17 protein-coding genes and 3 pseudogenes are annotated in these 21,702 nt (G+C 59.0%); 6 read left to right on the top strand and 14 right to left on the bottom strand.

What is annotated here, in order from left to right:
- Window positions 1-15: 15 nt before the first annotated feature.
- The 8 genes and pseudogenes from F8N82_RS16265 to F8N82_RS16300 all read right to left on the bottom strand — a co-directional run.
- Window positions 16-129 (bottom strand): annotated as a pseudogene (locus tag F8N82_RS16265) (transposase); the annotation flags it as partial.
- A gap of 80 nt (window positions 130-209) precedes the next feature.
- A pseudogene (locus tag F8N82_RS16270) lies at window positions 210-1,171 on the bottom strand (sulfate adenylyltransferase subunit 1); the annotation flags it as partial.
- Window positions 1,171-2,082 carry a sulfate adenylyltransferase subunit CysD gene (gene cysD / locus F8N82_RS16275; RefSeq protein WP_224793727.1) on the bottom strand — a complete coding sequence of 304 codons (912 nt, stop codon included), beginning with the start codon at window positions 2,080-2,082 and terminating at the stop codon, window positions 1,171-1,173. The gene cysD and the pseudogene F8N82_RS16270, both read right to left, overlap by 1 nt.
- 87 nt (window positions 2,083-2,169) lie before the next feature.
- Window positions 2,170-2,637, bottom strand: coding sequence for an SRPBCC domain-containing protein (locus F8N82_RS16280; RefSeq protein ID WP_038996232.1), 468 nt, complete (start codon window positions 2,635-2,637; stop codon window positions 2,170-2,172).
- 133 nt (window positions 2,638-2,770) lie between these two features.
- The gene (locus tag F8N82_RS16285) at window positions 2,771-3,073 is read right to left on the bottom strand and encodes a DUF3077 domain-containing protein (RefSeq protein ID WP_038996233.1); all 303 of its coding nucleotides are present in this window, start codon (window positions 3,071-3,073) and stop codon (window positions 2,771-2,773) included.
- A 550-nt stretch (window positions 3,074-3,623) separates the two neighbouring features.
- Window positions 3,624-4,109 (bottom strand): hypothetical protein, encoded by a 486-nt coding sequence (locus F8N82_RS16290; RefSeq protein ID WP_338918777.1) that lies wholly within the window; start codon window positions 4,107-4,109, stop codon window positions 3,624-3,626.
- 156 nt (window positions 4,110-4,265) lie between these two features.
- Window positions 4,266-6,059, bottom strand: a complete 1,794-nt coding sequence (locus F8N82_RS16295; protein WP_338918779.1) for an RHS repeat-associated core domain-containing protein — start codon at window positions 6,057-6,059, stop codon at window positions 4,266-4,268.
- Between the two features lie 43 nt (window positions 6,060-6,102).
- The gene (locus F8N82_RS16300) at window positions 6,103-9,153 is read right to left on the bottom strand and encodes a hypothetical protein (protein WP_338918780.1); all 3,051 of its coding nucleotides are present in this window, start codon (window positions 9,151-9,153) and stop codon (window positions 6,103-6,105) included.
- A 505-nt stretch (window positions 9,154-9,658) separates the two neighbouring features.
- Between F8N82_RS16300 and F8N82_RS16305 the strand changes: the two genes are divergently transcribed.
- Genes F8N82_RS16305 through F8N82_RS16315 form a run of 3 tightly spaced genes read left to right on the top strand, consistent with a single transcriptional unit; the run spans window position 9,659 to window position 12,904 of the window.
- Window positions 9,659-10,768, top strand: a complete 1,110-nt coding sequence (locus tag F8N82_RS16305) for a DUF1214 domain-containing protein (RefSeq protein ID WP_038996236.1) — start codon at window positions 9,659-9,661, stop codon at window positions 10,766-10,768.
- A complete protein-coding gene (locus F8N82_RS16310; RefSeq protein WP_038996237.1) occupies window positions 10,765-11,940 on the top strand; it encodes a sulfotransferase family protein in 1,176 nt (391 codons plus the stop codon). Before F8N82_RS16305 ends, F8N82_RS16310 begins: the two co-directional genes overlap by 4 nt.
- Before the next feature lies 1 nt (window position 11,941).
- Window positions 11,942-12,904, top strand: a complete 963-nt coding sequence (locus F8N82_RS16315) for a DHH family phosphoesterase (RefSeq protein ID WP_038996238.1) — start codon at window positions 11,942-11,944, stop codon at window positions 12,902-12,904.
- Here F8N82_RS16315 and F8N82_RS27650 read toward each other — a convergent pair.
- The 6 genes and pseudogenes from F8N82_RS27650 to F8N82_RS16345 form a co-directional block, all read right to left on the bottom strand.
- Window positions 12,901-13,098 (bottom strand): hypothetical protein, encoded by a 198-nt coding sequence (locus tag F8N82_RS27650; protein ID WP_038996239.1) that lies wholly within the window; start codon window positions 13,096-13,098, stop codon window positions 12,901-12,903. The genes F8N82_RS16315 and F8N82_RS27650 overlap by 4 nt on opposite strands.
- 412 nt (window positions 13,099-13,510) lie before the next feature.
- A complete protein-coding gene (locus tag F8N82_RS16325) occupies window positions 13,511-13,912 on the bottom strand; it encodes a type II TA system antitoxin MqsA family protein (RefSeq protein WP_038996240.1) in 402 nt (133 codons plus the stop codon).
- A gap of 2 nt (window positions 13,913-13,914) precedes the next feature.
- Window positions 13,915-14,213 (bottom strand): annotated as a pseudogene (locus tag F8N82_RS16330) (type II toxin-antitoxin system MqsR family toxin).
- A 114-nt stretch (window positions 14,214-14,327) separates the two neighbouring features.
- A complete protein-coding gene (locus tag F8N82_RS16335; RefSeq protein ID WP_038996241.1) occupies window positions 14,328-15,638 on the bottom strand; it encodes an MFS transporter in 1,311 nt (436 codons plus the stop codon).
- A 97-nt stretch (window positions 15,639-15,735) separates the two neighbouring features.
- Entirely contained in the window at window positions 15,736-16,221 is a 486-nt protein-coding gene (locus F8N82_RS16340; RefSeq protein WP_038996242.1) for a hypothetical protein, read from the bottom strand.
- Window positions 16,222-16,402: 181 nt separating this feature from the next.
- On the bottom strand, window positions 16,403-16,882 hold the full coding sequence (locus tag F8N82_RS16345; RefSeq protein WP_038999510.1) for a sigma-70 family RNA polymerase sigma factor: 480 nt from the start codon (window positions 16,880-16,882) through the stop codon (window positions 16,403-16,405).
- 227 nt (window positions 16,883-17,109) lie between these two features.
- Between F8N82_RS16345 and F8N82_RS16350 the strand changes: the two genes are divergently transcribed.
- From F8N82_RS16350 to F8N82_RS16360, 3 genes are read left to right on the top strand one after another with little or no spacing between them, the layout of a single operon-like run.
- Window positions 17,110-18,288 (top strand): efflux RND transporter periplasmic adaptor subunit, encoded by a 1,179-nt coding sequence (locus F8N82_RS16350; protein ID WP_038996243.1) that lies wholly within the window; start codon window positions 17,110-17,112, stop codon window positions 18,286-18,288.
- Window positions 18,289-20,265, top strand: coding sequence for a MacB family efflux pump subunit (locus F8N82_RS16355; RefSeq protein ID WP_038996244.1), 1,977 nt, complete (start codon window positions 18,289-18,291; stop codon window positions 20,263-20,265).
- Window positions 20,266-20,268: 3 nt separating this feature from the next.
- Entirely contained in the window at window positions 20,269-21,669 is a 1,401-nt protein-coding gene (locus tag F8N82_RS16360; protein WP_038996245.1) for an efflux transporter outer membrane subunit, read from the top strand.
- Window positions 21,670-21,702: the final 33 nt, after the last annotated feature.

Below are 21,702 nucleotides of genomic sequence, written 5' to 3' on the forward strand. Positions count from 1 at the left end.
CTAAAAAAAGGTTCTTCACGGATTGCCGGGAAAGTCATTCTTGATCTTCATGAAGAAGAATTCGCTGTCCCGGTAGCCGTAGGCCATGCGCTTGATCACCTTGATCCGGTTGTTGATGCCTTCCAGTTGCCCCGTATGCATCGGCCACGCTCCGCTGTTTGCCGTATGCGCAGGCGTTCCGGCTGAAGATGCGCTGGTGCATGCATCGCTGATACTTCGAGGGGCGCCGCGACCGGGGCGATGATGTCGCCACGGCTGATGTCGATTTCATCTTCCAGGGTCAGGGTAATCGCCTGGCCGCAGATCGCCTGGGGCTGCTCGCCCGCCGGTGTGATGCTGCTGGCGATGCGGCTTTCCTTGCCCGACGGCAACACGCGAATGCGCTCACCACAACGAATGGAGCCAGCGACCACACTGCCGGCGTAGCCACGGAAGTCCAGGTTGGGCCGGTTGACCCATTGCACCGGCATGCGAAACGGCGCCTGCTGCAGCGCATCGCCTTCGAGCTCGACGTGCTCCAGGTACTGCATCAGCGTCGGGCCCTGGTACCAGGGCGTGTTGGCACTGGGCTCGATGACATTGTCACCGGCCAACGCCGACATCGGAATACAGACGATATTCTGCAGGCCGAGCTGTGCCGCGAACGCGCGGTAATTGGCTTCGATCTGCTCGAACACTTCCCGGAATAGCCGACCATGTCCAGCTTGTTCACCGCCACCACCACCTGACGAATGCCGATCAGCTTCACCAGGTAGCCGTGCCGGCGGGTCTGGGTCAGCAGGCCCTTGCGGGCATCGATCAACAGCACCGCCACATCAGCGGTAGACGCGCCCGTGACCATGTTGCGGGTGTACTGCTCGTGCCCCGGTGTATCGGCAACGATGAACTTGCGCTTGTCGGTGGCGAAGAAGCGGTACGCCACGTCGATGGTAATGCCCTGCTCACGCTCGGCGGCCAGGCCATCGACCAGCAAGGCAAAATCGAGCTCGCCACCCTGGGTGCCTATCTTTTTCGAGTCGATTTCAAGCTGGCCGAGTTGATCGTCGAAGAGCATTTTCGATTCGTACAACAGCCGGCCGATCAGCGTGCTCTTGCCGTCGTCGACGCTGCCGCAGGTGATGAAACGCAGCAGCCCCTTGGTCTGTGGCATCGGCTCAATAACCTGGTTCATCAGAAGTACCCCTCTTGCTTTTTCTTTTCCATGGAACCGGTCGAATCGCTGTCGATCAGCCGCCCTTGCCGTTCCGAGGTCTTGCTCAGCTGCATTTCTTCGATGATCTGCGGCAAATTGCAGGCCGAGCTCTCGATGGCGCCGGTGAGCGGGTAGCAGCCGAGCGTGCGAAAACGCACCTGGCGCATTTGCGGCACTTCTCCCGGGCGCAGTTGCATGCGCTCGTCATCGACCATGATCAGGGTGCCATCACTCTCCACCACTGGGCGCTCCTTGGCGAGGTACAACGGCACGATGGGGATGTCGTTCTGGTGGATGTATTCCCAGATATCCAGCTCGGTCCAGTTCGAGATCGGGAACACCCGCAGGCTCTCGCCCTTGCGCTTGCGCGTGTTGTACAGCCGCCACAGTTCCGGGCGCTGCATCTTCGGGTCCCAGCGGTGCTGTTCGGAGCGGATCGAGAAAATCCGCTCCTTGGTCCGGGATTTTTCCTCGTCACGGCGTGCGCCGCCAAAGGCCGCGTCGAAGCCGTACAGGTCCAGCGCCTGCTTGAGGCCCTGGGTCTTCCAGATATCGGTGTGCACCGCCGAGCCGTGGGTGAAGGGGTTGATATTGCGTTCCAGCCCCTCGGGGTTGATGTGCACCTTCAGGTCCAGGCCCAGGCGTTCGACGGTCTGATCGCAGAAGCTGATCATCTCGCGAAACTTCCAGGTGGTGTCCACGTGCAGCAGGGTAAAGGGTGGCTTGGCCGGGTAGAACGCCTTCATCGCCAGGTGCAGCATGACCGCACTGTCCTTGCCGACCGAGTACAGCATCACCGGGTTTTCGCACTCGGCCACCACCTCGCGCATGATGTGGATGCTCTGCGCCTCCAGCCATTGCAAATGAGTCAACATCTCCGATCTCCTCAAAGGTGCCGGGCCCTGCTGGAGATCACAGTATTGAAAGCGGGGTTCGCGGTTCTTCGTCTACCTAGACTAAGAACCGCGCGATGCGGATTACAGGCTTTCCCGATACAACGCCTCGGCCCTGGCCTTGAGGCTGTGGGCGATGGCATCGAAGCCCTGCTTGACCCACGGGCCGTGGTTTTCCATCACCGTTTGCGCGGTCGGGCCCAGGAACAGGTCGGTGGTGTGGTAGCGGCAACTTGCTTCGCCGGTCGCTTCGATGTACTGGTCGCGGCGCGCTGCATCCGGGTTGTCGGCCGTGGCGTACATCTCCCAGGCCAGCCGTGAAGGCCGGTCGAACGCGACCAATTGCTCAACCACATGCACCAACTCGCCCGGGCGGGTCGGGTCTGGCAAAAACAGATTCACCGCCTCGCCCAGGCGCAGGCTCGACTCGACCTTGACGGTGAACGGGTTCCATTGCGGATAGCGTTCGAGGTCGATCAGCACTTCCCACACCAGCGCTGCCGGTGCGGCGATATCCACGGTTACTGACGTTACGAGGGTGTTCTGGGGCATTGGGGCTCCTGTGCGCGGTATGGTCACCGCGCTGAGATAACAAGGCGGGCCGGGGCGGCCCGCTCCCCATCTTGCCCAGTGGCGGGCAGTGGGTTCCTCGTCTAGCTGGACTAAATTGGGCCGTGTGAGGTTGTCAGTTGCGCACGTGCCGCTGCTCGATGCCATCGAGCACCGCATCGATCAGTGCTTTGGCCATCTCCACCGAATGCTGGGTCGACCAGGCAAAACCGCAGCCGGGCTCGCGGGTGTATTGAACTGCCTGAGGAATGGTGACGCTGGCGCATTTGAGGTAGAGCGATGCGTGCACCAGGGCGTCTTCGACGCTGACACCGGCGCGGACGTTGAACAAAGGGGGATGCTCAGAGCAGCTGTTGATGGGGGTCTCGGCGGTTTCGACGAGGTGCAGGCTGGGGGGATCGGGGACGTGCTTTTTCATGGTGAACTCCAGGTCGTCAGAGGAGCTACCACTGCACCGTCGCCAAACGAATGGGTGGCAGCCATGTGCGGGTTGGCGAACCGGGACGACACTGGAGAAACCCGGCAGGGCCGAAACCCTCCCGCACGTAGCTGCCATAAAAAACGGAAGCGTTCTGTCAGTATCTTTTTGCCGGGTCGCCAAACCCGATCACCGAACATTCAGTGACCGAGCGAGACTAGTGTGTTGGCCTTCCCCGGGCAAGTTTCAGATAGCGACAGAATGCGTAGGATATGTCCTAGGACCTCGATCTGACCAGACTCGGTTCCGTAGATCACCGCACTGGGCATCCCCGAAAAAAACGACCGGCTGATGCTCAGTGGCATGCCATGGAGTCTGTCTTCGTGTTCCGCATGGCGGGACCAAACACCTAGCGGACCACCGACAGCTGTTGGCTGGTCCGCTGTAGAGAGTCCAAACAGCTGCCTACATAACTACCGCTCGAATAGAGACGAACACTTTGTAGCGTTACCCTCATGCACAACCATCGGCAACTGATTAAATTTTATTACTAGTCAATATAACTTCTGACAGGCAGCTTGTTATAGACACTTAAAAAACGCTCATCATTCCGTGAAAAGCAATAGGCCATAATATGATGCCCCGATTGGTTCTCCCACGACTCAAGCATGGGGATTGGCGTAGTGCTGTCAAGCTCATGCACATATATAGCCCTTTTATTCGGAAATGGATTACCTTTAGAAGCTAGTCTGACCATATCTTGCCGAAAGAAAGCTGATTGATCCAGCTGCGGATTTCTGGTCACGCCCCCTCCTGCAGCATCCAGCCAATTATTTCCATGCCCACTGCCCTCTCCGTGACCGCCTGTGTAAAAATGCACATCGCTTGCTGAGTTGCGACGCTTAATTTGAGTGATAGGAACGTCTAAATCATCTCCATTAATTTTTGTATTAACACCCCAAAAATGCCTATCACCTTGTCGCCCCCCGGTTTTTGTCTCTTGATACCATCGCATGTACTTTTTAGGATCGGGCACTTTTGTCGCTAGAACGCTTTTATGCAGGTTCCCCAAATCGACTGCTCGCGCCTCGGAACCGGTAGCCAGAGCACCTCGCGCCATCGCTAACCTGGGCAAAATTCTGGCAGCCAACTTCACCCCAAATATGGCTGCCCCCACTGGCAATCCCTGTCACTATCCCCGCCCCCTCAACCACGCCGACAATTCCGGATTACTCTTCTCCGTCGCCGCTGCAGCAATGTCAAACGCCGCAGAAGCGATAGCCAGCCCCACAACCGCCGCTGTCCAACCTAGCGAGGCACCGCCTGTAAAAGGCGCAAGGGCGATGCCGATACTCCCAAACACTACGGCCCTGTAAATGGGATGTAAGGTAGACGGCAAAAAGAGGTATTTACTGGACTGGTAAGTAATCGGAACGTGCCCGGTGGGGTCACTGAAGTTGACCGGATCGTTCAGGCAATACGCATAAGCATTCGAGCCGCCCATGCCGAATGGGCTCTCGCTGTCAGGAGCCATAAAGCGCTGGTGACGCGGGTCATACATGCGATAACCCTCACCCAAGTGGTAGATACCCTTGTTGTAGGTGTCCAGCGCTTCGCCATTAAAACCCAGCCAGTGAGTGTCGTTGGCATCCGTCGGGCGATAGCCAAATGGTGTGTAGGCGAAGGTGTTCAATTCTTTGCTTGACAAATCGAAGGATGCAACCAGGCTGCCTTGAGCGTCGCAGAGTTCAAAACTGTGGTGCGGCTCGGCGTTACCTCGGGCATGGCGTTGCAGCAAAGCTGACGGGCTATTGTTCAACAACAGCATATGGCTGTTGCTACTACGACGCCCCACCCTGCGCTGTCCACAGAAAATGTAGTCGGTAGAGCCATCGCCCGTCTGTGCAATCAACTCACCACTGCGAGCATACACATAGGCGAAATCATCACGGTCGCTAACACTGCCATCAGCAAGCACCTGGCGACTGCACTTGGCCAGCTTGCCAATGCGGTTATAGGCGTAGATGGATTGCTGATCCCCCTCCAGCGTCTTGATCAGGCGCCCCTGTTTATCATAAGTGTAGCTGACCGCGGGGGGTGAACTATCGCCTTCGCTGGTCTGACTCTCGAGCTGGGTGCGGTCGATAGTTCCATAGCGATAGGCGGTCGTATAAGTGCCTTCATCGGTGACGGTTGCGCACGTCACCATGTTGCCCAATTCATCGTAAGCAAAGTATTGCTCGGTCAGTACCTTGCCCCAAGGGGTAACTGGCCGCGCTTCACCCTCGCAGCCATAACCAATCAATTGCCCTCTGGCGTTGTAGTTGAATGTTTCCTTGCGTAGTGGCAGCCCATCCTTGATCAATTCACTTTGAACAACCCGACCGAGCACATCGTAATCACGCGACAGGACGATTGTGGGGAACCCGTCGCAACTGAACGAACGCCGAACTTCTCGATCGCGCTTATCATACTCATAATCCACGGTCAATCGCGTGCTTGTGCTTTTATCTTCGATTACTTCCTGTGTAAGCTTGTCGCCGGAATAGATAAAACTGTTACTCGCGGCAGGGCTATCCGCCAGTGTGCAGCGCACATAATCGTCATAACTATAGTGGGTCTCGTTACCCAGGCAATCGGTAGCATTAAGCAAACGACCACGCAACGAAAGAGTAGTAGTGGACGCCCAACCCTCCGAAGCGTTCTTCTGAGTAGTTGTGCTTTTACCCTTCTCTTGAGTGTGTTCGAGAGATTGGAGAACAGGCACTTCAAGCTGAGTGATAGAAACTTTGTACGCATTGCAGTTTTTGATTGTTATCGGAATTTGCTCTCCGTCACGGCTATATTTTTTTCTAATTTCAAAATCACCATCTATAGCTGTAGTAGCTATGCTCGGCCCGATATATTCGCCGTTGAATTTGCCGTTGGTGAAAATTTCATATTTACCGTCCTGTCCCACATTCAGGTCAAGCGCCGTGTGTGCCATAGCCGTAAACTCCTCTAAATTGGAATACCCACCTCGGTGATACTCAGAAGTCGCCCTTCACTCGATAGGGATGATGAGAAATCATCGTCATTGAAAGTGTTTGCCCTGCTTCGATGACCCAGGGTGCCTTGACATTCGGTGCTGGCAACAGATGCAAGCCCCAGCGGCTACTTCCGCTATAGCTATAATCGAGGCTGCGGCCGCCAATCGTGCTTTTTTTCACACGCCCTAGCCGGTCAAGGGTCAGCCCCCCCAACTCATAAGAAGTGTCCGATCCCTGGGCCTGAACCTTGGCCTTGACTGCTGTTTCTGCCAATAGATTGGCCGGGTACTCATTGACCGTCGTTATACCGTCACAGGTGATACGGGTAATACGACTGAAACCGTCATACTCGTACATCATGTCGGGTTGGCCAGTACTCGTCCGCTTGCTGAGACAACCACGAAGGTCGTATTCGAAGTGGGTTTCCAGCAAGACGCTTTCATCCGCGGCCAACGTCTGCACGCGAGCGATCGAGCCATCGGTGTTGTATGTAGTTAGCGTCGCGTCAGTTTGCTGATCGTCGAGTGTTTGCCATACCCGCAATTGCCGCGTGTCATGCAGGTAGCGCTCATAGCGGACGATGTTGCCGAGCACCAACGATTGCTGATCCCATTCTTGGGTCCTTTCGATTTTTCTAATACTCTCGATACGACACAGCTCATTATCCTGTGCATCGTAGTCATACTCGATATTGGTTTGGGTCAGCCCGTCTGGGCCATAGTCGATCGTTACCAACGGCAACCAGCTTTGCTTGGCCTCGGAGTAGAGGTATGAGGCGGTCGGGCGGCCGAATGCATCATACGCTGACGATTGGCGCTCGCCAGAGGGCAAGGTGCAATCAACCGCTATCCCTTTGTTATCGAGTTCTAGGTAGGCGTAGTGGGTTTCCAGCGTGACGTTTTCGGCTGCAGTAGTGCCCGGAAATGTCTTGGTTTCCTTGATCAGACGAGACTGTTCATCGTAGGCAAATTCGGTTTGTTCTTTCAGCGAGCCGATGGTGCCCAATACCAGCCCGGTATTGATGGAGGTGATCTCCTGGCTCTGCGCCCGGGTGCTGCTGTCATGGTCATTGAATGTAATGGTTTTGGTCAGTTTGTTCTGTTCCATGTGGTAGGCAAAATCAGTTACTTGTTTGGAGTCAGGCACTTCCTTACCGGCTTTATCCAGGATGCAAAATGTGGTTTGCTTAACTCGACCGTGGCTTTGATCTTTTACATCATTGTAGTATTCCGTTGTTTCCAAGGTCATGGAACAATCTTTCCATGCTTTGAGCTTGATTTCCAAAGGCTCGACGATGGCCGCGACAAAACCTGTCATCGTGGTTGATGACACCGATTGACTTAAGCCTTTGATCGCTTGCGCAGTGGTAAATTTGTTAACACCGTTATCCACCCAATCACCATAGAGGGCTTTGATCTCACCCTGATTGAATGTCTGTGCTTCTTTTCTAAAGACCGCCTGATCCTCACACTCAGCAGCGAGTATCGTAAGTTTCACCGAAGGCAAGACCGCGTCCATCTCCTTCACCAAGTTAGGGCTGTCGCCCTTGATTGCAAGTCTTGTATAGCCGTAGAACGTGAGGCTCAGGTCCACCAGTTTACCGCCCGACCACTTGTAGACACGCTCAGACTCTAGGTATGTATTGAAAAAATTGGGGTTTGCCGGGCACCCAATCTCTTTGATCGGTGGCAAATTGAAGCGCTTAGTGGCCGAAGGCGGTGCAGCGGGCAACTTCATCCCTTCGGTATCATAGCGAATACCGTACGATGTACCCCGATTCAAGCCGATGATTGCGGTAAACCAGGCAAACAGCGACTCATCGACGACGATCACTGCATTTTTGGCATCAACCGACATCGTATACGTCTTGTAATAGGTTCGTTGGGTAAATATGCCATTCTGGAAGAGGCAGATTAAATTACCGTCTAGGTCCAACACCCAAAACGATACACTCTGCTCATTCGCCTCCGCTCCAACCGGCGCTTTTTTGGTATATCCGATACAGGCGTTCCACGGCTTAACAAAATAGGCGCCCTGGAGAATTTCAACGGTAACTCCATCCTCAGACAGCAGTTCCTTGTAGAGCTGCCCCCGTTTGTCGAAGTGCTTGATGCTGGTGGTGACAGCGCTGCCTTGTGTCGTTGTCGTCGTTGTGATGCTGCTGCCGTCTTCGGCGGGTTGATAGGCATAGCAGGTTAGTTGCTTTGGAAGGTCATCAACGAAAGATACTTCATGACTGACAACTCTCATCTCTGCGTCAAGCGATATAGATTCCAGCCGTCCAGACATCTTAAACGTTATCTGCCCATCGGTATTTTTCTCTGGAAGACCTTCCCGTTGAATACGCATATAAAACTGCCCAAGAAAACTGCTCCGCCCCTGAAGAAATGCAGGCCTAACATCAAAACCCCTTAAATAAAAACCAATTTCATTCTTCGCATTTAACTCCCCAAAAGCAAAAACACCACTGGGGAATTCGTCCAACACTTCATATTGCTGCTCAAATAACACCCCACTACTGTCTTCTATTCTATATAGATAGAAATAGTTATCATCAACTTCCCCTCCAAATAACTCAGCCATATCTATAAACAAATCTATAGAACACAATCCAGTAAACCCTTTCCACTCAAAATAAATACTCTCACCAGTAGCCAGCATTATCTTATCAACCAAATAGCAACGTACCCTTTCACGGCGGTTCGATTCCCCCCTTGCCCGCAACAATTCAGTTACGCCTTCTTTGTGGTAAATTCTAATTTCACCGCCACCATTCACCACTCTCAAGTCAGGAAGCTGCACATTGAGACCTTCCTCCAACTCTACTAATCGCCCATCACTTAAATGCAATTGAATTTTTTTTGAACCGACTCTTTCCGTCGCATAACTTAAGCTTTGCCGCCAAGTATCTGACCGGCTAGAATACCTGAACCCGACATCGACCGTCGGCCCTGCACCCGCATTACCTACGATGGTGGTAACTGCCAAATATGCAGAGAACTCCCCTGTCCTAGCGTCCACGTGCAAACCACTGTTAGCTCTACTATTCATTTCAGCGTCTCCGTCATCATTACAGTGAGCTGACTGCATTATCGACTTGTATTTTTCAAACACACAGCCGAGATCGCACTCATTTCATCAGCACGAATGTGTATTCATCAGCCCTGAACAGTTAGAAAATAGCTCGATGCATCGCCAAACATAAATCAGAAAAAAGCAAAGTAGGACAGATTTATTTTTGCTGCTATTTTGCTTGGAGAAATAAATCCACCCCTTTCCCAGTCTGTTCTTATGGGGACTACCTCTCATCTAGATCAACTGCACCAAACAATATCCAAAGTACGGCACTCGTTAAAAACATTGTATCCATCAAAACAACAGGACCGCTACTATCAAAACTGTCAGGTGGTTTTTATACAGTATTACCAACAACACAGTAACCCATCCCAAATTCCCCCCTAGTCCACTCAGACGAAGAATCCCGCCCCCCCGCATTTATAGGGTGGACACCAGAAGGCCGTGCACCGGCACCGCCCGAGGCGACTGGAGATTCAACATGACAACACACCCCATCGACGAGCAACTGCTCAGCGGCCAGACCTGGCACGCCTTCTGCGACGTACTCAAGCGCAGCGGCGACCAGATCTTGCGCGCCGAGGCCCCCGCCGACGCGCACACCCGTGCCGAAGGCTTCCGCTACCTGAGTCGGTTGATGCGCATTGCCCTGGAAATGCACGTGGAGTTCGCCGACCCGGACTTCCCCGGGTTCTTTTCGCCCTCCCATGAAACCGCCAAGATCGGCGCAGACAACCCCGACAACCTCTACCAGTACGCCCGCCTCAACGGCCACAACAGCTACCGTGTCAGCGGCCAGCGCGGCAGCGTTGCCTACCTGAGTTTCGGCACCCAGAAAGGCGGCTACGAAACCGACGGCACCATGACCCCGACCGGTGCCATCGACGCCGATCACCTGGAAGTGAATGCCGACGGCAGCTTCGAGATTATCCTCAGCCAGCAACCCACTGGCGGCAACTGGCTGCGCCTGGAGCCCGAAAGCAATGCACTGATCGTGCGCCAGACCTTCCTCGATCGGAAAACCGAGAAGCCCGCGCAACTGCGTATCGAGCGCATCGGCAGTGGCGACAAGCCCGGCCCGCTCGACCCGCACCAGTTGCACCAGGGCCTGCAACGGGCCGCGAGTTTCGTGGAAAACACCGCCCGCCTGTTCGCCGACTGGGCCCAGGGTTATCAAGCCCACAGCAACCAGCTGCCGCCGGCTAACCAGGCCTTGTGCCAGTCGGTGGGTGGCGACCCGAACATTTTCTATTACCACTCGCACTGGGCCCTGGAAGACGACGAAGCGCTGCTGATCGAGGTTGAAACGGTGCCTGACTGCGACTTCTGGAACCTGCAGATCAACAACTACTGGATGGAGTCGCTGGACTACCGCTACCACCGGATTTGCCTGAACAAGCACTCGGCTCAATACAACGACCAGGGCGGCGTGCGCCTGATCCTCAGCGCCCGTGACCCGGGCCTGCCGAGCTGGCTGGAAACCGCCGGCCAGCGCCAGGGCACCCTGTGCCTGCGCTGGGTTGGCGCCATTGAACACGTTCACCCCACCACGCGCATCGTCAAAACTGACAGCCTCAAGGACTTCCAATGACCCTCTTGAACCTGGACAACCTGCTGGCCGAAGCCAGCGCCCGTGCCGCAGGCTTGAGCGATTTTGGCCCCGGCAACTACCGCGAGGCGTTGCAGGTGATGATCGACGCGCTGCACGCCGAAGCCGACTTGTCCGAGCAGGGCCTGGCGCTGATGCGTGAAAAGCTGGTCGGCCAGTTGGTCAATCGCCTGGTGATCGAAGACTACTGTCGTCGCTACCCGGAGATCGAACAGCAAGCACTCGACGATCCTCTGGTCATCGTCGGCCTGCCCCGCACCGGCACCACCCTGATGCAACGCACCCTCGCCGTGGACCCACAGTTCCACTCGGCCACCTGGTGGGAAACCCGCTACCCCGCGCCGCTGCCGGGCGAGTCGGTCGAGCAGCCAAGCCAGCGCACCGCCCGGGCCTACGCCGAAGTCGCGGCGATGCTGGAGTACATGCCGCAGATCCTGTCCATTCACCCGCTCGATGCGATGCCGGCCGACGAAGAGTTCATGCTCATGGAGCACTCCTTCATGTGCGCCATGGATTCCTACGCCAATGTGCCCTCCTACACCGCCTGGCTGGACCGCCAGGATCAGAGCGAGGTGTACGCCTACCTGAAGAAAATGCTCCAGTTCCTTCAGTGGCAACAGCAACGGCGCGGGCTGCCGAGCGGACGGCGCTGGCTGCTCAAAAGCCCGCAGCACCTGCACACTCTGGAACTGCTGTTCAAGACCTTCCCGCGTGCACAGGTCATCCTCACCCACCGCGAGCCCGGCAAGACCATCCCGTCAATTGCCAGCTTCGTCCATACCCTGTGGCAGATGTACAGCGAGGCGCCGGACCCGCGCCAGGTCGGCGCTCAGTGGAACGAGCGCATGGCTCGCGCTATCGGCCATAGCATGGCGGTGCGCGAACGACAGCCGACCGAACGCTTCCTCGACGTGCAGTTCGAGGACACCCTGGCCGACCCGCTCGGGGTGATCGAAAGGATCTACGCCTTCGCAGGTCTGCCATTGAGCAATGAAGTGCGCATCGCGATGAGCGATTGGCTGGCACGGAACGGCCGGGAAAAGCGCGCCGCACATGCTTACAACCTGGAGCAGTTCGGCCTCAGCGAACATCAGTTGAAGCAGGACTACGCGGCCTACCGTGCCCGCCACCTCACTGCGCAAAACCGGACCTGACATGACTGAATACTTTGCCTTCAATGGCGATGCCGATGGTTTGTGCGCCTTGCAACAGCTGCGCCTGGCGCAAGGCTCGGCTGGCGAGCTGGTGACCGGCGTCAAGCGCGATATCGGCCTGGTGCAGCGCGTGCGGGCCAGCCGTGGCGACCGCGTCACCGTGCTGGACGTCGCCCACGACCAGAACCGTGAGGCCGTCGCCCGCCTGCTGCACGGCGGCGCAAGCGTTCGCTACTTCGATCACCATTTTGCCGGGGAGCTGCCCAGCCATCCGGGCTTCGAGTCGTACATCAACACCGCCGCGAACGTCTGTACCAGCTCGCTGGTCAATGATTACCTCGGCGGTCGCCATCATCGCTGGGCGATTGTTGCGGCCTTCGGCGATGGGTTGGCGGAGCTCGGTCAGGCGCTGTGCGAACAATACGGCGTGCTGCCAGAGCAGATCGAGCCGCTCGAACAGCTGGGCCTTTACCTCAACTACAACGCCTATGGCGAAAGCCTCGGCGACCTGCACTTCGACCCCGCAGCGCTGGCCGAGGCATTGAAGCCCTTCGCCGACCCACTGGACTTCATTGCCGGCAGCGCAGCTTTTGCCACGCTGCAGCGTGGTTATCAAGCAGACATGGCCAAAGCGGCGCGCCTCAGTGCCTGGCGCGAGGTGACCGGCGCGGTGCTGTATCGCCTGCCCGACGCACCTTGGGCGCGACGCGTGATGGGTGTGCTGGTCAACCAATTGCGAAGCCAGCACCCGGACCAGGCACTGGCGTTGCTCGGCAGCAACAGTGACGGTGGTTTCACCGTCAGCGTGCGCACCTCGGCGCAGCACCCGCTGGCGGCAGATGGATTCTGTCGGCGCTTCGCCAGCGGTGGTGGTCGCGCGCGGGCGGCGGGCATCAACCACCTGCCTGCAAGCGAGGTGACAGCCTTTGCCGAAGCGTTCGAGGAGGCATTTGGCTGGGCCTAGCGCTCAGGCACCTGCGGGCTGGAGACAGGTTCCGGTCTGCAGGCTGTTGGGTGAGAAGCGTCGGTCATGATGTCGATACGACCGTTGATGCGGTTGCGCCGCCGCGTGTGCAACTCGATGCCCAGCATCCCGACGGCAGCGCCTGGCAGCAACGCGGCGGCCAACGGATCGCTGGCATCGGCACTGTGGTGCACGAGCAGGTGCTCTGCATGAACCCGGGCGGGCCATCGAACAGGCTGGCCCAGGGCACGCCCTCAGCGTCGACCGCTCCGATCACAATGAACGACAACTGCTGGTAGAGGGTGCGGTGCTGGTCGGGCATCCAGGTGCAAATCACCTTGCGCCCGAACGAGCGTGGCCGGACAGTGGGTGGAAATAGAGTTTGATGGCGGACATTTCGGCTTCCTGATCGTGGATGGGGTTGGCCGCCCCTCATCACGTGGAAGTGATGCTGCCGGCTAAAGGGCTGTTGTGGTCGACGCTGCATTCGATCTAGTGGCCTGAATAGCTAATTCGTTAATTTATTCATTGTCGCGCTCAGCTTTGCCTTATGCACCGAGCTGATGATGGCCTCAGCCGTTTTGCTCCATCTTTTTATCGCTTGCATCAGGCCATTCTGACTTCTTCGAACAACTCAGGGTGGCGATCAAGAAGCTTGAGCAATTTGACCAGGGCCAAGGGTGGCTTGGTCTTGCCATTTTCGTAGCGGGAAAATGCATTGACTCCGCCGCCAAATATTTCCGCCGCCTCACGCTGATCAAGCGCCAGCTTCTTGCGTACGGCGGCAATGAACTGTGGATCGACCACCGCCGCATTGACCTGTCGATTGAACGCGAGCATCGCCGCACTGACCCGCCGGGACTCCAGATCACTGAGCACCATTTCTTCACAGGCCGGGCAAAAATCTCCAGTCACGTCACTCACCCGTGTTGTCTCACCTTTGTAGGTGTACGGTAAATCACGACTGGCACTGACCAGCTCGGCCGCGCCACAGGCTGGACATTTCATCTTCACAACTCCTTGAAGGACACGATGAGCACATCATCGATGACCGTCAGTTTTCCAGGTAGACCCGCCCACAGCAGGTGCTGGGCCGGTAAACGTCTTGCCATATACGGTGGTTCGCTTGCGTGGTCATGCTCTAGTAGAAATCCGTGGCATTCAGGGCACGAACCACTTCGAGCATCAGTTCGAAATCCAGACCAAGCACTGCTGCGCCAGCAAGCGCCGAACCAGTCGCTCGGACGCGACCCGCATCAAGCAGCGCCCTGACCGTCGAAAGCCTGCAATGCGGCGTTCCTTTCTCCATGAGAAAATTAACCTAGTAGGTTTAATTTGGCAAACGCGACAATCCATTTGCCGGCTCTGGAGTCTGCCTGATCAGCGGCCATTCAGCGGGTAACGATTGTCACCGCAGATGAACTCAGCAGCGTACCGCCTGGTCGTCGAAGGCCGCCGCCTCGCGCGCACCGAAGTACATCGCCGTCAGCAACCCAACCACCCCCATGATCAGGCAGAAAGCCACGCATACCCACGGGCTCCAGGGCATCAGGGCGATCAGCAGCAGCGGCGTGGTGCTGGCCCATAAGGCGTAGGCAATGTTGTAGGTAAAAGAGATGCCCGACACGCGAATTTGCGCCGGGAACAACCCGACCATCACCGATGGCACCACCCCCACCACGCCACAAGCCAGGCCGGCCAGCGCATAGGCCGCACCGGTCCAGCCCCAGCCGCCCACCAGGCTGGCGTACAAACCGGCGATGCCCAGTGGCAGCAACAGGCTGTAGATCATCAGCGCCCGCCAGGCGCCAATACGGTCGACCAGCAAACCTGCCAGCACACAGCCGATGTTGAGGAAGACGATACCCATGCTGCTCAAGGCGAAGGTGTGTCCGGCGCTCATGCCAAAGCGTTGCTGCATCACCGTCGGAGTGATCACCACCAGCACCACCACCGCCGACGTCAGCACGCAGGTGAGCAATGCGGCAGGAATCAACGCGCGGCGATGCTCACGCAAAACCGTACGCAAGGGGAAGGCCGGCGGCTGGTCACGGCGCTCGCGCAAGGCCAGGAACACTGGCGTCTCACTCAGCCAACGGCGCAGCCACACACCGATCACGCCAAATACGCCGCCGAGCAGAAACGGGTAGCGCCAGGCGTAATCGAGGATTTCCTGCGGGCTGAACAGCTGCGCCAGTGCTGTGGCGGTCAGGGCACCGAGCAGGTAACCGAAGGTCAGGCCCGCCTGCAGAAAGCCCAGGGCGTACCCGCGACGCCCCGGCGGCGCGTGCTCGGCGACGAAGGTCCAGGCGCTCGGCACCTCGCCCCCTACCGCTGCGCCCTGAAGGATGCGCAAGGCCAAAAGAATCAGCGGCGCCGCATAGCCAATATCGGCGTAGGTAGGCATCACCCCGATTAGCAGGCACGGCAAGGCCATCATCAGGATACTCAGGCTGAACACCCGTTTACGCCCCAGATGGTCGGCAAAATGGGCCATCAGGATGCCGCCCAGCGGCCGCGCCAGGTAACCGGTGACGAAGATGCCGAAGCTTTGCAGCAGGCGCAGCCACTCGGGCATCTGCGGCGGGAAGAACAACTGGCTCAGGGTCAGGGCGAAGAACACGAAAATGATGAAATCGTAGATCTCCAGCGCCCCGCCGAGGGCCGCCAGGCTCAGGGTCTTATGGTCGCTGCGCGACAGCTGCAGCGGGCGCGCAGGGTCAGTGGCAGTCATAGGGGGTATCCGCAAGTGATCGAATGCCGACGCGACGGGCGTGCCAGGGCAAACGCAAGAGGATAGCAAAAGCTACCCCGCGACTCCCAGCGCAGCTTCAGGACTGGCGAGAAAACGCAGTCTGGGCGAAGTCCATCCGCCGTGGGGTGTAAGCCTGCTTGCCCGCACGCTCAGGGATGCCCGGCAAATGCCCGATCACCTGGGGCGAGTCGATGATGTTCATGAAGGACTGGATGGTCTCGTTGTCCGGGACCTTGGGCAGGCTGACATTGACAGCGCGGCGCTGGCTGTCGGGAATCGAGGGGATCTTCAAGTGTTGTGACTCGTACAACAGGGCATGCTGGATCAGCGGGTTGACCCGGCAAAACCGCTCCAGGTCGACGCCGGCATGGCTGGCCAGGTCGATGTTGCCCAGCAGCAGGTTGAACGGTTGCAGTGCGCTCTGCACCAGACGCTGCAAATCTTCGAAGCTCTCGACCGGAGCTATGCGGTAATAGCCCATGCCATTGAGCATCCGTTCCAGTTGCAACAACTGCATCGGGTGTTCGTCGGCAATCAGGATCCGCAGCGATTTGTTCGGCATCGTCTATGACCAAGGCAGAGAGCGTTAGAGACGTTCCTTGACCATACTGCGCCAGATCATCAATTGCAGGCTGTTGGCGGGCACTTCGCCAGATAGAGGGTCTTCACTGATAGTTGTCGGGAAATGAGCATAAATCAAGCAAAGCCCCGACGAATTTTTCACATTTTCCCCAGGCCAGGCCTTACTGCGACTCCCACTCGCGCATTCGCACGCGGCAGTGTTTCATCGCGTTGACAATGTGTTTTTCGACCAGGCTGCGCGAAATACCCAAACGCTCGGCGATCTGCGGGTGCGACAGGCCATCGAGCTTGCGCAGCAGAAAACACTCGCGGCAACGTGGGCTGAGCTCGGCCAGGGCGCGCTGCATCAAGTCCAGGCGCTGGTTCAGGTCCATGCTCTGGGAAGGCGCTGGGGAGAAGAAACGCTCGTCGCTATCCAGCACCTCAAGCGGCTCGGCCTGGCGCAGCAGACCTCGCCGATGGCCATCGATCACCAGGTTCAGGGCAGTTCGGTAAAGGAAGGCACGCGGGTGCTCGATGTCATCGCCAGCAGTGCGCTCCAGCACCCGGATGTAGGCATCGTGGGCGACGTCCTCCGCGGCCTGCCGGTTACCCAGGCGGGCACAGAGAAAGCTCACCAGTTCGCGATAGTAGGTTTCCAACACAACACCTGGCCGCGACATCTGCGGGGGTTCCCTGATTCGTGGTTGAGCGGATCTGAATGATGGCAGTATGCAATAATACAAATTATAATTATTCTCAGCAACATCCGCCCCCGCTTCCGGTAAATTCCACGGCACCCACCTCGTTTACCTGGGAGCCTCCCGTGTCTGCCGCGCCTATTCGGCAGTGAGATGTCACGGGCCATTCCATCTGGCTGGAACCCTGCATGAAACGCTCATCGAATACTCGTCGCCTGCTGCTATGCGGCCTCGGCCTGCTCAGCCTGGGCGCCCTGCTCGCCTGGAAAACCCTGCCCGCTGGTGGCGACCCGCTGAGCACCGTAACCGTGAGCCGCGGTGACATCGAAAGCAGCGTCACCGCCCTGGGCACCTTGCAGCCCAGACGTTATGTGGACGTCGGCGCCCAGGCTTCCGGGCAGATCCGAAAACTGCATGCCGAGGTGGGGGATCAGGTCAAGGAAGGCCAATTGCTGGTTGAGATCGACCCGTCGACGCAACAAGCCAGGCTCGACGCCGGACGGTTCTCGATCGAGAACCTCAAGGCCCAGCTCGACGAGCAGAAAGCCCAGTACCAACTTGCCGACCAGCAGTACCGACGGCAACGTAGCCTTGCCGCCGGTGGCGCAACGCGCGAGGAGGACGTGCAAAGTGCCCAGGCCCAGCTCAAGGTCACTCAGGCACGGATCGACATGTATCGGGCGCAAATCCGCCAGGCACAGGCCAGCCTGCGCAGTGACGAGGCCGAACTGGGTTACACCCGCATCTATGCGCCGATGTCCGGTACCGTGGTTGCGGTCGACGCGCGTGAAGGCCAGACCCTCAATGCCCAGCAGCAAACCCCGCTGATCCTGCGCATCGCCAAATTGTCGCCGATGACCGTCTGGGCCCAGGTATCTGAAGCCGACATAGGCCACGTCAAGCCCGGCATGACGGCCTACTTCACCACCCTGGCCGGCGGCAAGCGGCGCTGGACCAGCAGTGTGCGGCAAATTCTGCCGGTGCCGCCCAAACCTCTCGATCAAGCCAGCCAGGGCGGCGGCAGTCCAGCCAGTGCCAGCGGCAGTGGCGCCAGCAGCAAAGTGGTGCTGTACACCGTGCTGCTGGATGTCGACAACCCGGACAACGCCCTGATGGCGGAGATGACCACCCAGGTGTTCTTTGTCGCCGGGCGCGCCAGCAAGGTGCTGACGGTGCCGGTGGCGGCACTGGATGAACACGCCGATAGCGATGACCTGCGCATCGCCCAGGTGCTGGACAGCAATGGCAAGGTCAATCAACGCCAGGTCCGTACCGGCCTGAATGACCGCCTGCGGGTGCAGGTGCTCGACGGCCTGGCCGAGGGCGATCGCCTGTTGATCGGCGTACCTGCCGCAAGCGGGGGTTGAATGTCCACGCCCCTGATCGAACTGTGCGATATCCGCAAATCCTATGGTGGTGTCAATACGCCCAAGGTTGAAGTGGTCCGCGGCATCAGCCTGGCCATCCATCCTGGTGAATTCGTGGCCATTGTCGGCGCCTCCGGCTCCGGCAAGTCGACGCTGATGAACATCCTCGGCTGCCTCGACCGCCCGACATCGGGCAACTACTACTTCGCCGGCAAGGACGTCGCCGACCTCGACAGCGACGAACTGGCCTGGCTGCGCCGCGAAGCCTTCGGCTTCGTGTTCCAGGGCTATCACCTGATTGCCTCGGGCTCGGCCCAGGAAAACGTCGAGATGCCGGCGATCTATGCCGGAACCCCTGCCAACGAGCGTCACGCCCGCGCCGCAGCCCTGCTCGACCGCCTGGGCCTGGCCAGCCGCACAGGCAACCGCCCGCACCAGTTGTCCGGTGGCCAGCAGCAACGGGTATCGATTGCCCGCGCGCTGATGAACGGCGGGCACATCATCCTCGCCGACGAGCCGACCGGCGCACTGGACAGCCAGAGCGGCGCCGAGGTCATGGCCCTGCTCGACGAGCTGGCCAGCCAGGGCCATGTGGTGATCCTGATTACCCACGATCGCGAAGTCGCGGCCCGGGCCAACCGGATTATCGAGATTCGTGACGGCCTGGTGCTCAGTGACTCGGCAGAGCAGGCAGCCATCCCCGCTCCCGGCGCTCCCGGCGCTCCCGGCCTGCAGGCCGAAGACCTGCGCCAGCGCCTGAACCTGGGTGCGACCGCCAACGGCGCCTGGAAAGGCGAGCTGGTCGAGGCCCTGCAAGCTGCCTGGCGGATCATGTGGATCAACCGCTTCCGCACCGCCCTGACCCTACTGGGGATCGTCATCGGCGTCGCCTCGGTGGTGGTCATGCTGGCGGTCGGCGAAGGCAGCAAGCGCCAGGTCATGGCGCAGATGGCCGCCTTCGGCTCGAACATCCTTTACCTCAGCGGCAGCGCTCCGACCTTGCGCGAGCCGGCTGGCGTCATCACCCTCGATGACGTTGCCGCAGTGTCCAGCCTGCCTCAGGTGAAGATGATCATGCCGGTGATCGGCAACTCGCTGATGGTGCGCTACGGCAACAACAACCAACAGTTCTATGTCGGCGGCAATAACACCTATTTTTCCGAAATCTTCAACTGGCCGGTGGTCGAGGGCAGCTTCTTCACCGAAGCCGACGAGCAAAGCGCGGCAGCCGTGGCGGTCATCGGCCAGAAGGTCCGGGAGAAACTCTTCGGTACCGGCAACGACCCCATCGGCCAGTATATCCTGGTCGAGAACGTGCCCTTCCAGGTGGTCGGCATTCTCGCCGGCAAAGGCGCAAGCTCAGGCGATCAGGACAGCGACGAGCGTATCGTGGTGCCCTACTCGGCGGCCGCCATCCGCCTGTTCGGCAGCCGCGACCCGGAGTACGTGACCATCGCCGCCGCCGATTCGCGGCGTGTGGCCGACACCGAAGCTGCCATCGACCGCTTGATGCGCAAACTCCACAACGGCAAGCACGACTTTGAGCTGACCAACGACGCGGCGCTGATCCAGGCCGAAGCACGCACGCAGAACACCCTGTCGCTGATGCTCGGCTCGATCGCCGCAATCTCGCTGCTGGTCGGCGGTATCGGGGTGATGAATATCATGTTGATGACGGTGCGCGAACGCACCCGCGAGATCGGTATCCGCATGGCCACCGGCGCCCGCCAGCGCGACATCCTGCGCCAGTTCCTCAGTGAGGCAGTGCTGCTGTCGATGGTCGGCGGAGTCACCGGCATTGCCTTGGCATTATTGATTGGCGGCGTGTTGCTGCTGGCCGACATTGCCGTGGCCTTCTCCTTGCCCGCTGTGCTTGGCGCCTTTGCCTGTGCAGTGGTCACCGGCGTGGTGTTCGGCTTCATGCCGGCCCGCAAGGCCGCACGCCTCGACCCGGTCAAAGCCCTTACCAGCGAATAGCCCATGAACCTGCCCAGCCGTCTCAGCTTGTTGTCCATCGGTGTATTGCTTGCCGCCTGCGGTTCGACTGCCCCCGCCCCCCAGAGCGGGCTGCAGGCACCGAGCCAGTGGCAAGGACAAGCAGCCACCAGCGTGCTGCCCCAGGAGAACTGGTGGCAGCAATTCTCAAGCCCCACCCTTGATCAGTTGATCGAACAGGCGCGGCGCAACAGCTTCGACCTGGCCGCGGCCGCAGCGCGTGTGCGCCAGGCCCAGGCCTCGGCGGTGATCGCCGGCGCGCCGCTGTTGCCCGACGTCAAGTTCGGCCTCAATGCCAGCCGTCAACGCCTGCTGCATGGCAACGGTTTCGATCAGCTCGATGCCAGCAGCCGCGAGCGCACCAGCACGTCATTCTCTACCCGCTTGAGCGCCAGCTACGAAATCGATTTCTGGGGAGGCAACGCCGCCGCCCGCGACAGCGCCCTGTACAGCCTGGATGCCAGCCGTTTCGATCGCCAGACCGTTGAGCTGACCCTGCTCAGCGGCGTTGCCAACAGCTACCTGCAAAGCCTGTCCCTGAGTGAGCAAGTGCGTATTGCTCGCCTCAACCTGAGCAACGCCGAGGATGTTCTGCGCCTGGTTGAAACCCGCTATCAATCAGGCTCGGCCACTGCCCTGGAACTGGCCCAGCAACGCAGCCTGGTTGCCGGTCAGCAGCGCCAGGTGCCGTTGTTCGAACAGCAGCTGCAGGAGGCGCGCATCACCCTGGCGACCTTGCTCGGTGAGCCTGTACAGTCCCTGCCTGCTTTCGATGAGTCGCTGACTGCCCTGAACTGGCCCGAGATCGGCAGCGGCGTGCCCAGTGACCTGCTCAGCCGCCGCCCGGATATCGCTACGGCCGAAGCGCGCCTGGCGGCTGCCCAGGCCGACGTGAAAGTGGCCCGCGCGGCCATGCTGCCAAGCCTGACCCTGGGTGCCGACCTAGGCTCGGGCGCCGATACCTTCGCGCGCATTCTGCGCAGCCCCTACTACACCTTGAGCGCTGGGCTTGCCGCGCCGATCTTCAACAACGGCCGCCTGCGCGCCGAGCGCGACAAAGCCCGTGCCGAGCAGGATGAACTACTGGAAAGTTACCGCAGCAGCATCGTTGCCGGCTTTGCCGATGTCGAGAAGGCGCTCAACGGCATCAGTGGTGTCGACCAGCAACGCCTGTCGCAGAATGAGGAAGCGCAACAGGCGCAGATTGCCTTCGAACTGTCCGAACGCCGTTACCGCGCTGGCGCCGAGACCTTGCTGACGGTGCTGGAAACCCAGCGCACCTTGTACCAGGCGCAGGACCAACAGGTGCAATTGCGCCTGGCCCGGCTGCAGGGCAGCGTGGCGCTGTACAAGGCATTGGGCGGGGGTTGGCAGGCGGTTCGCTAAACCAAAACGGCTCCCACACAACACCTGTGGAAG

Source organism: Pseudomonas fluorescens, from assembly GCF_902497775.2.
Lineage (GTDB): Bacteria > Pseudomonadota > Gammaproteobacteria > Pseudomonadales > Pseudomonadaceae > Aquipseudomonas > Aquipseudomonas putida_F.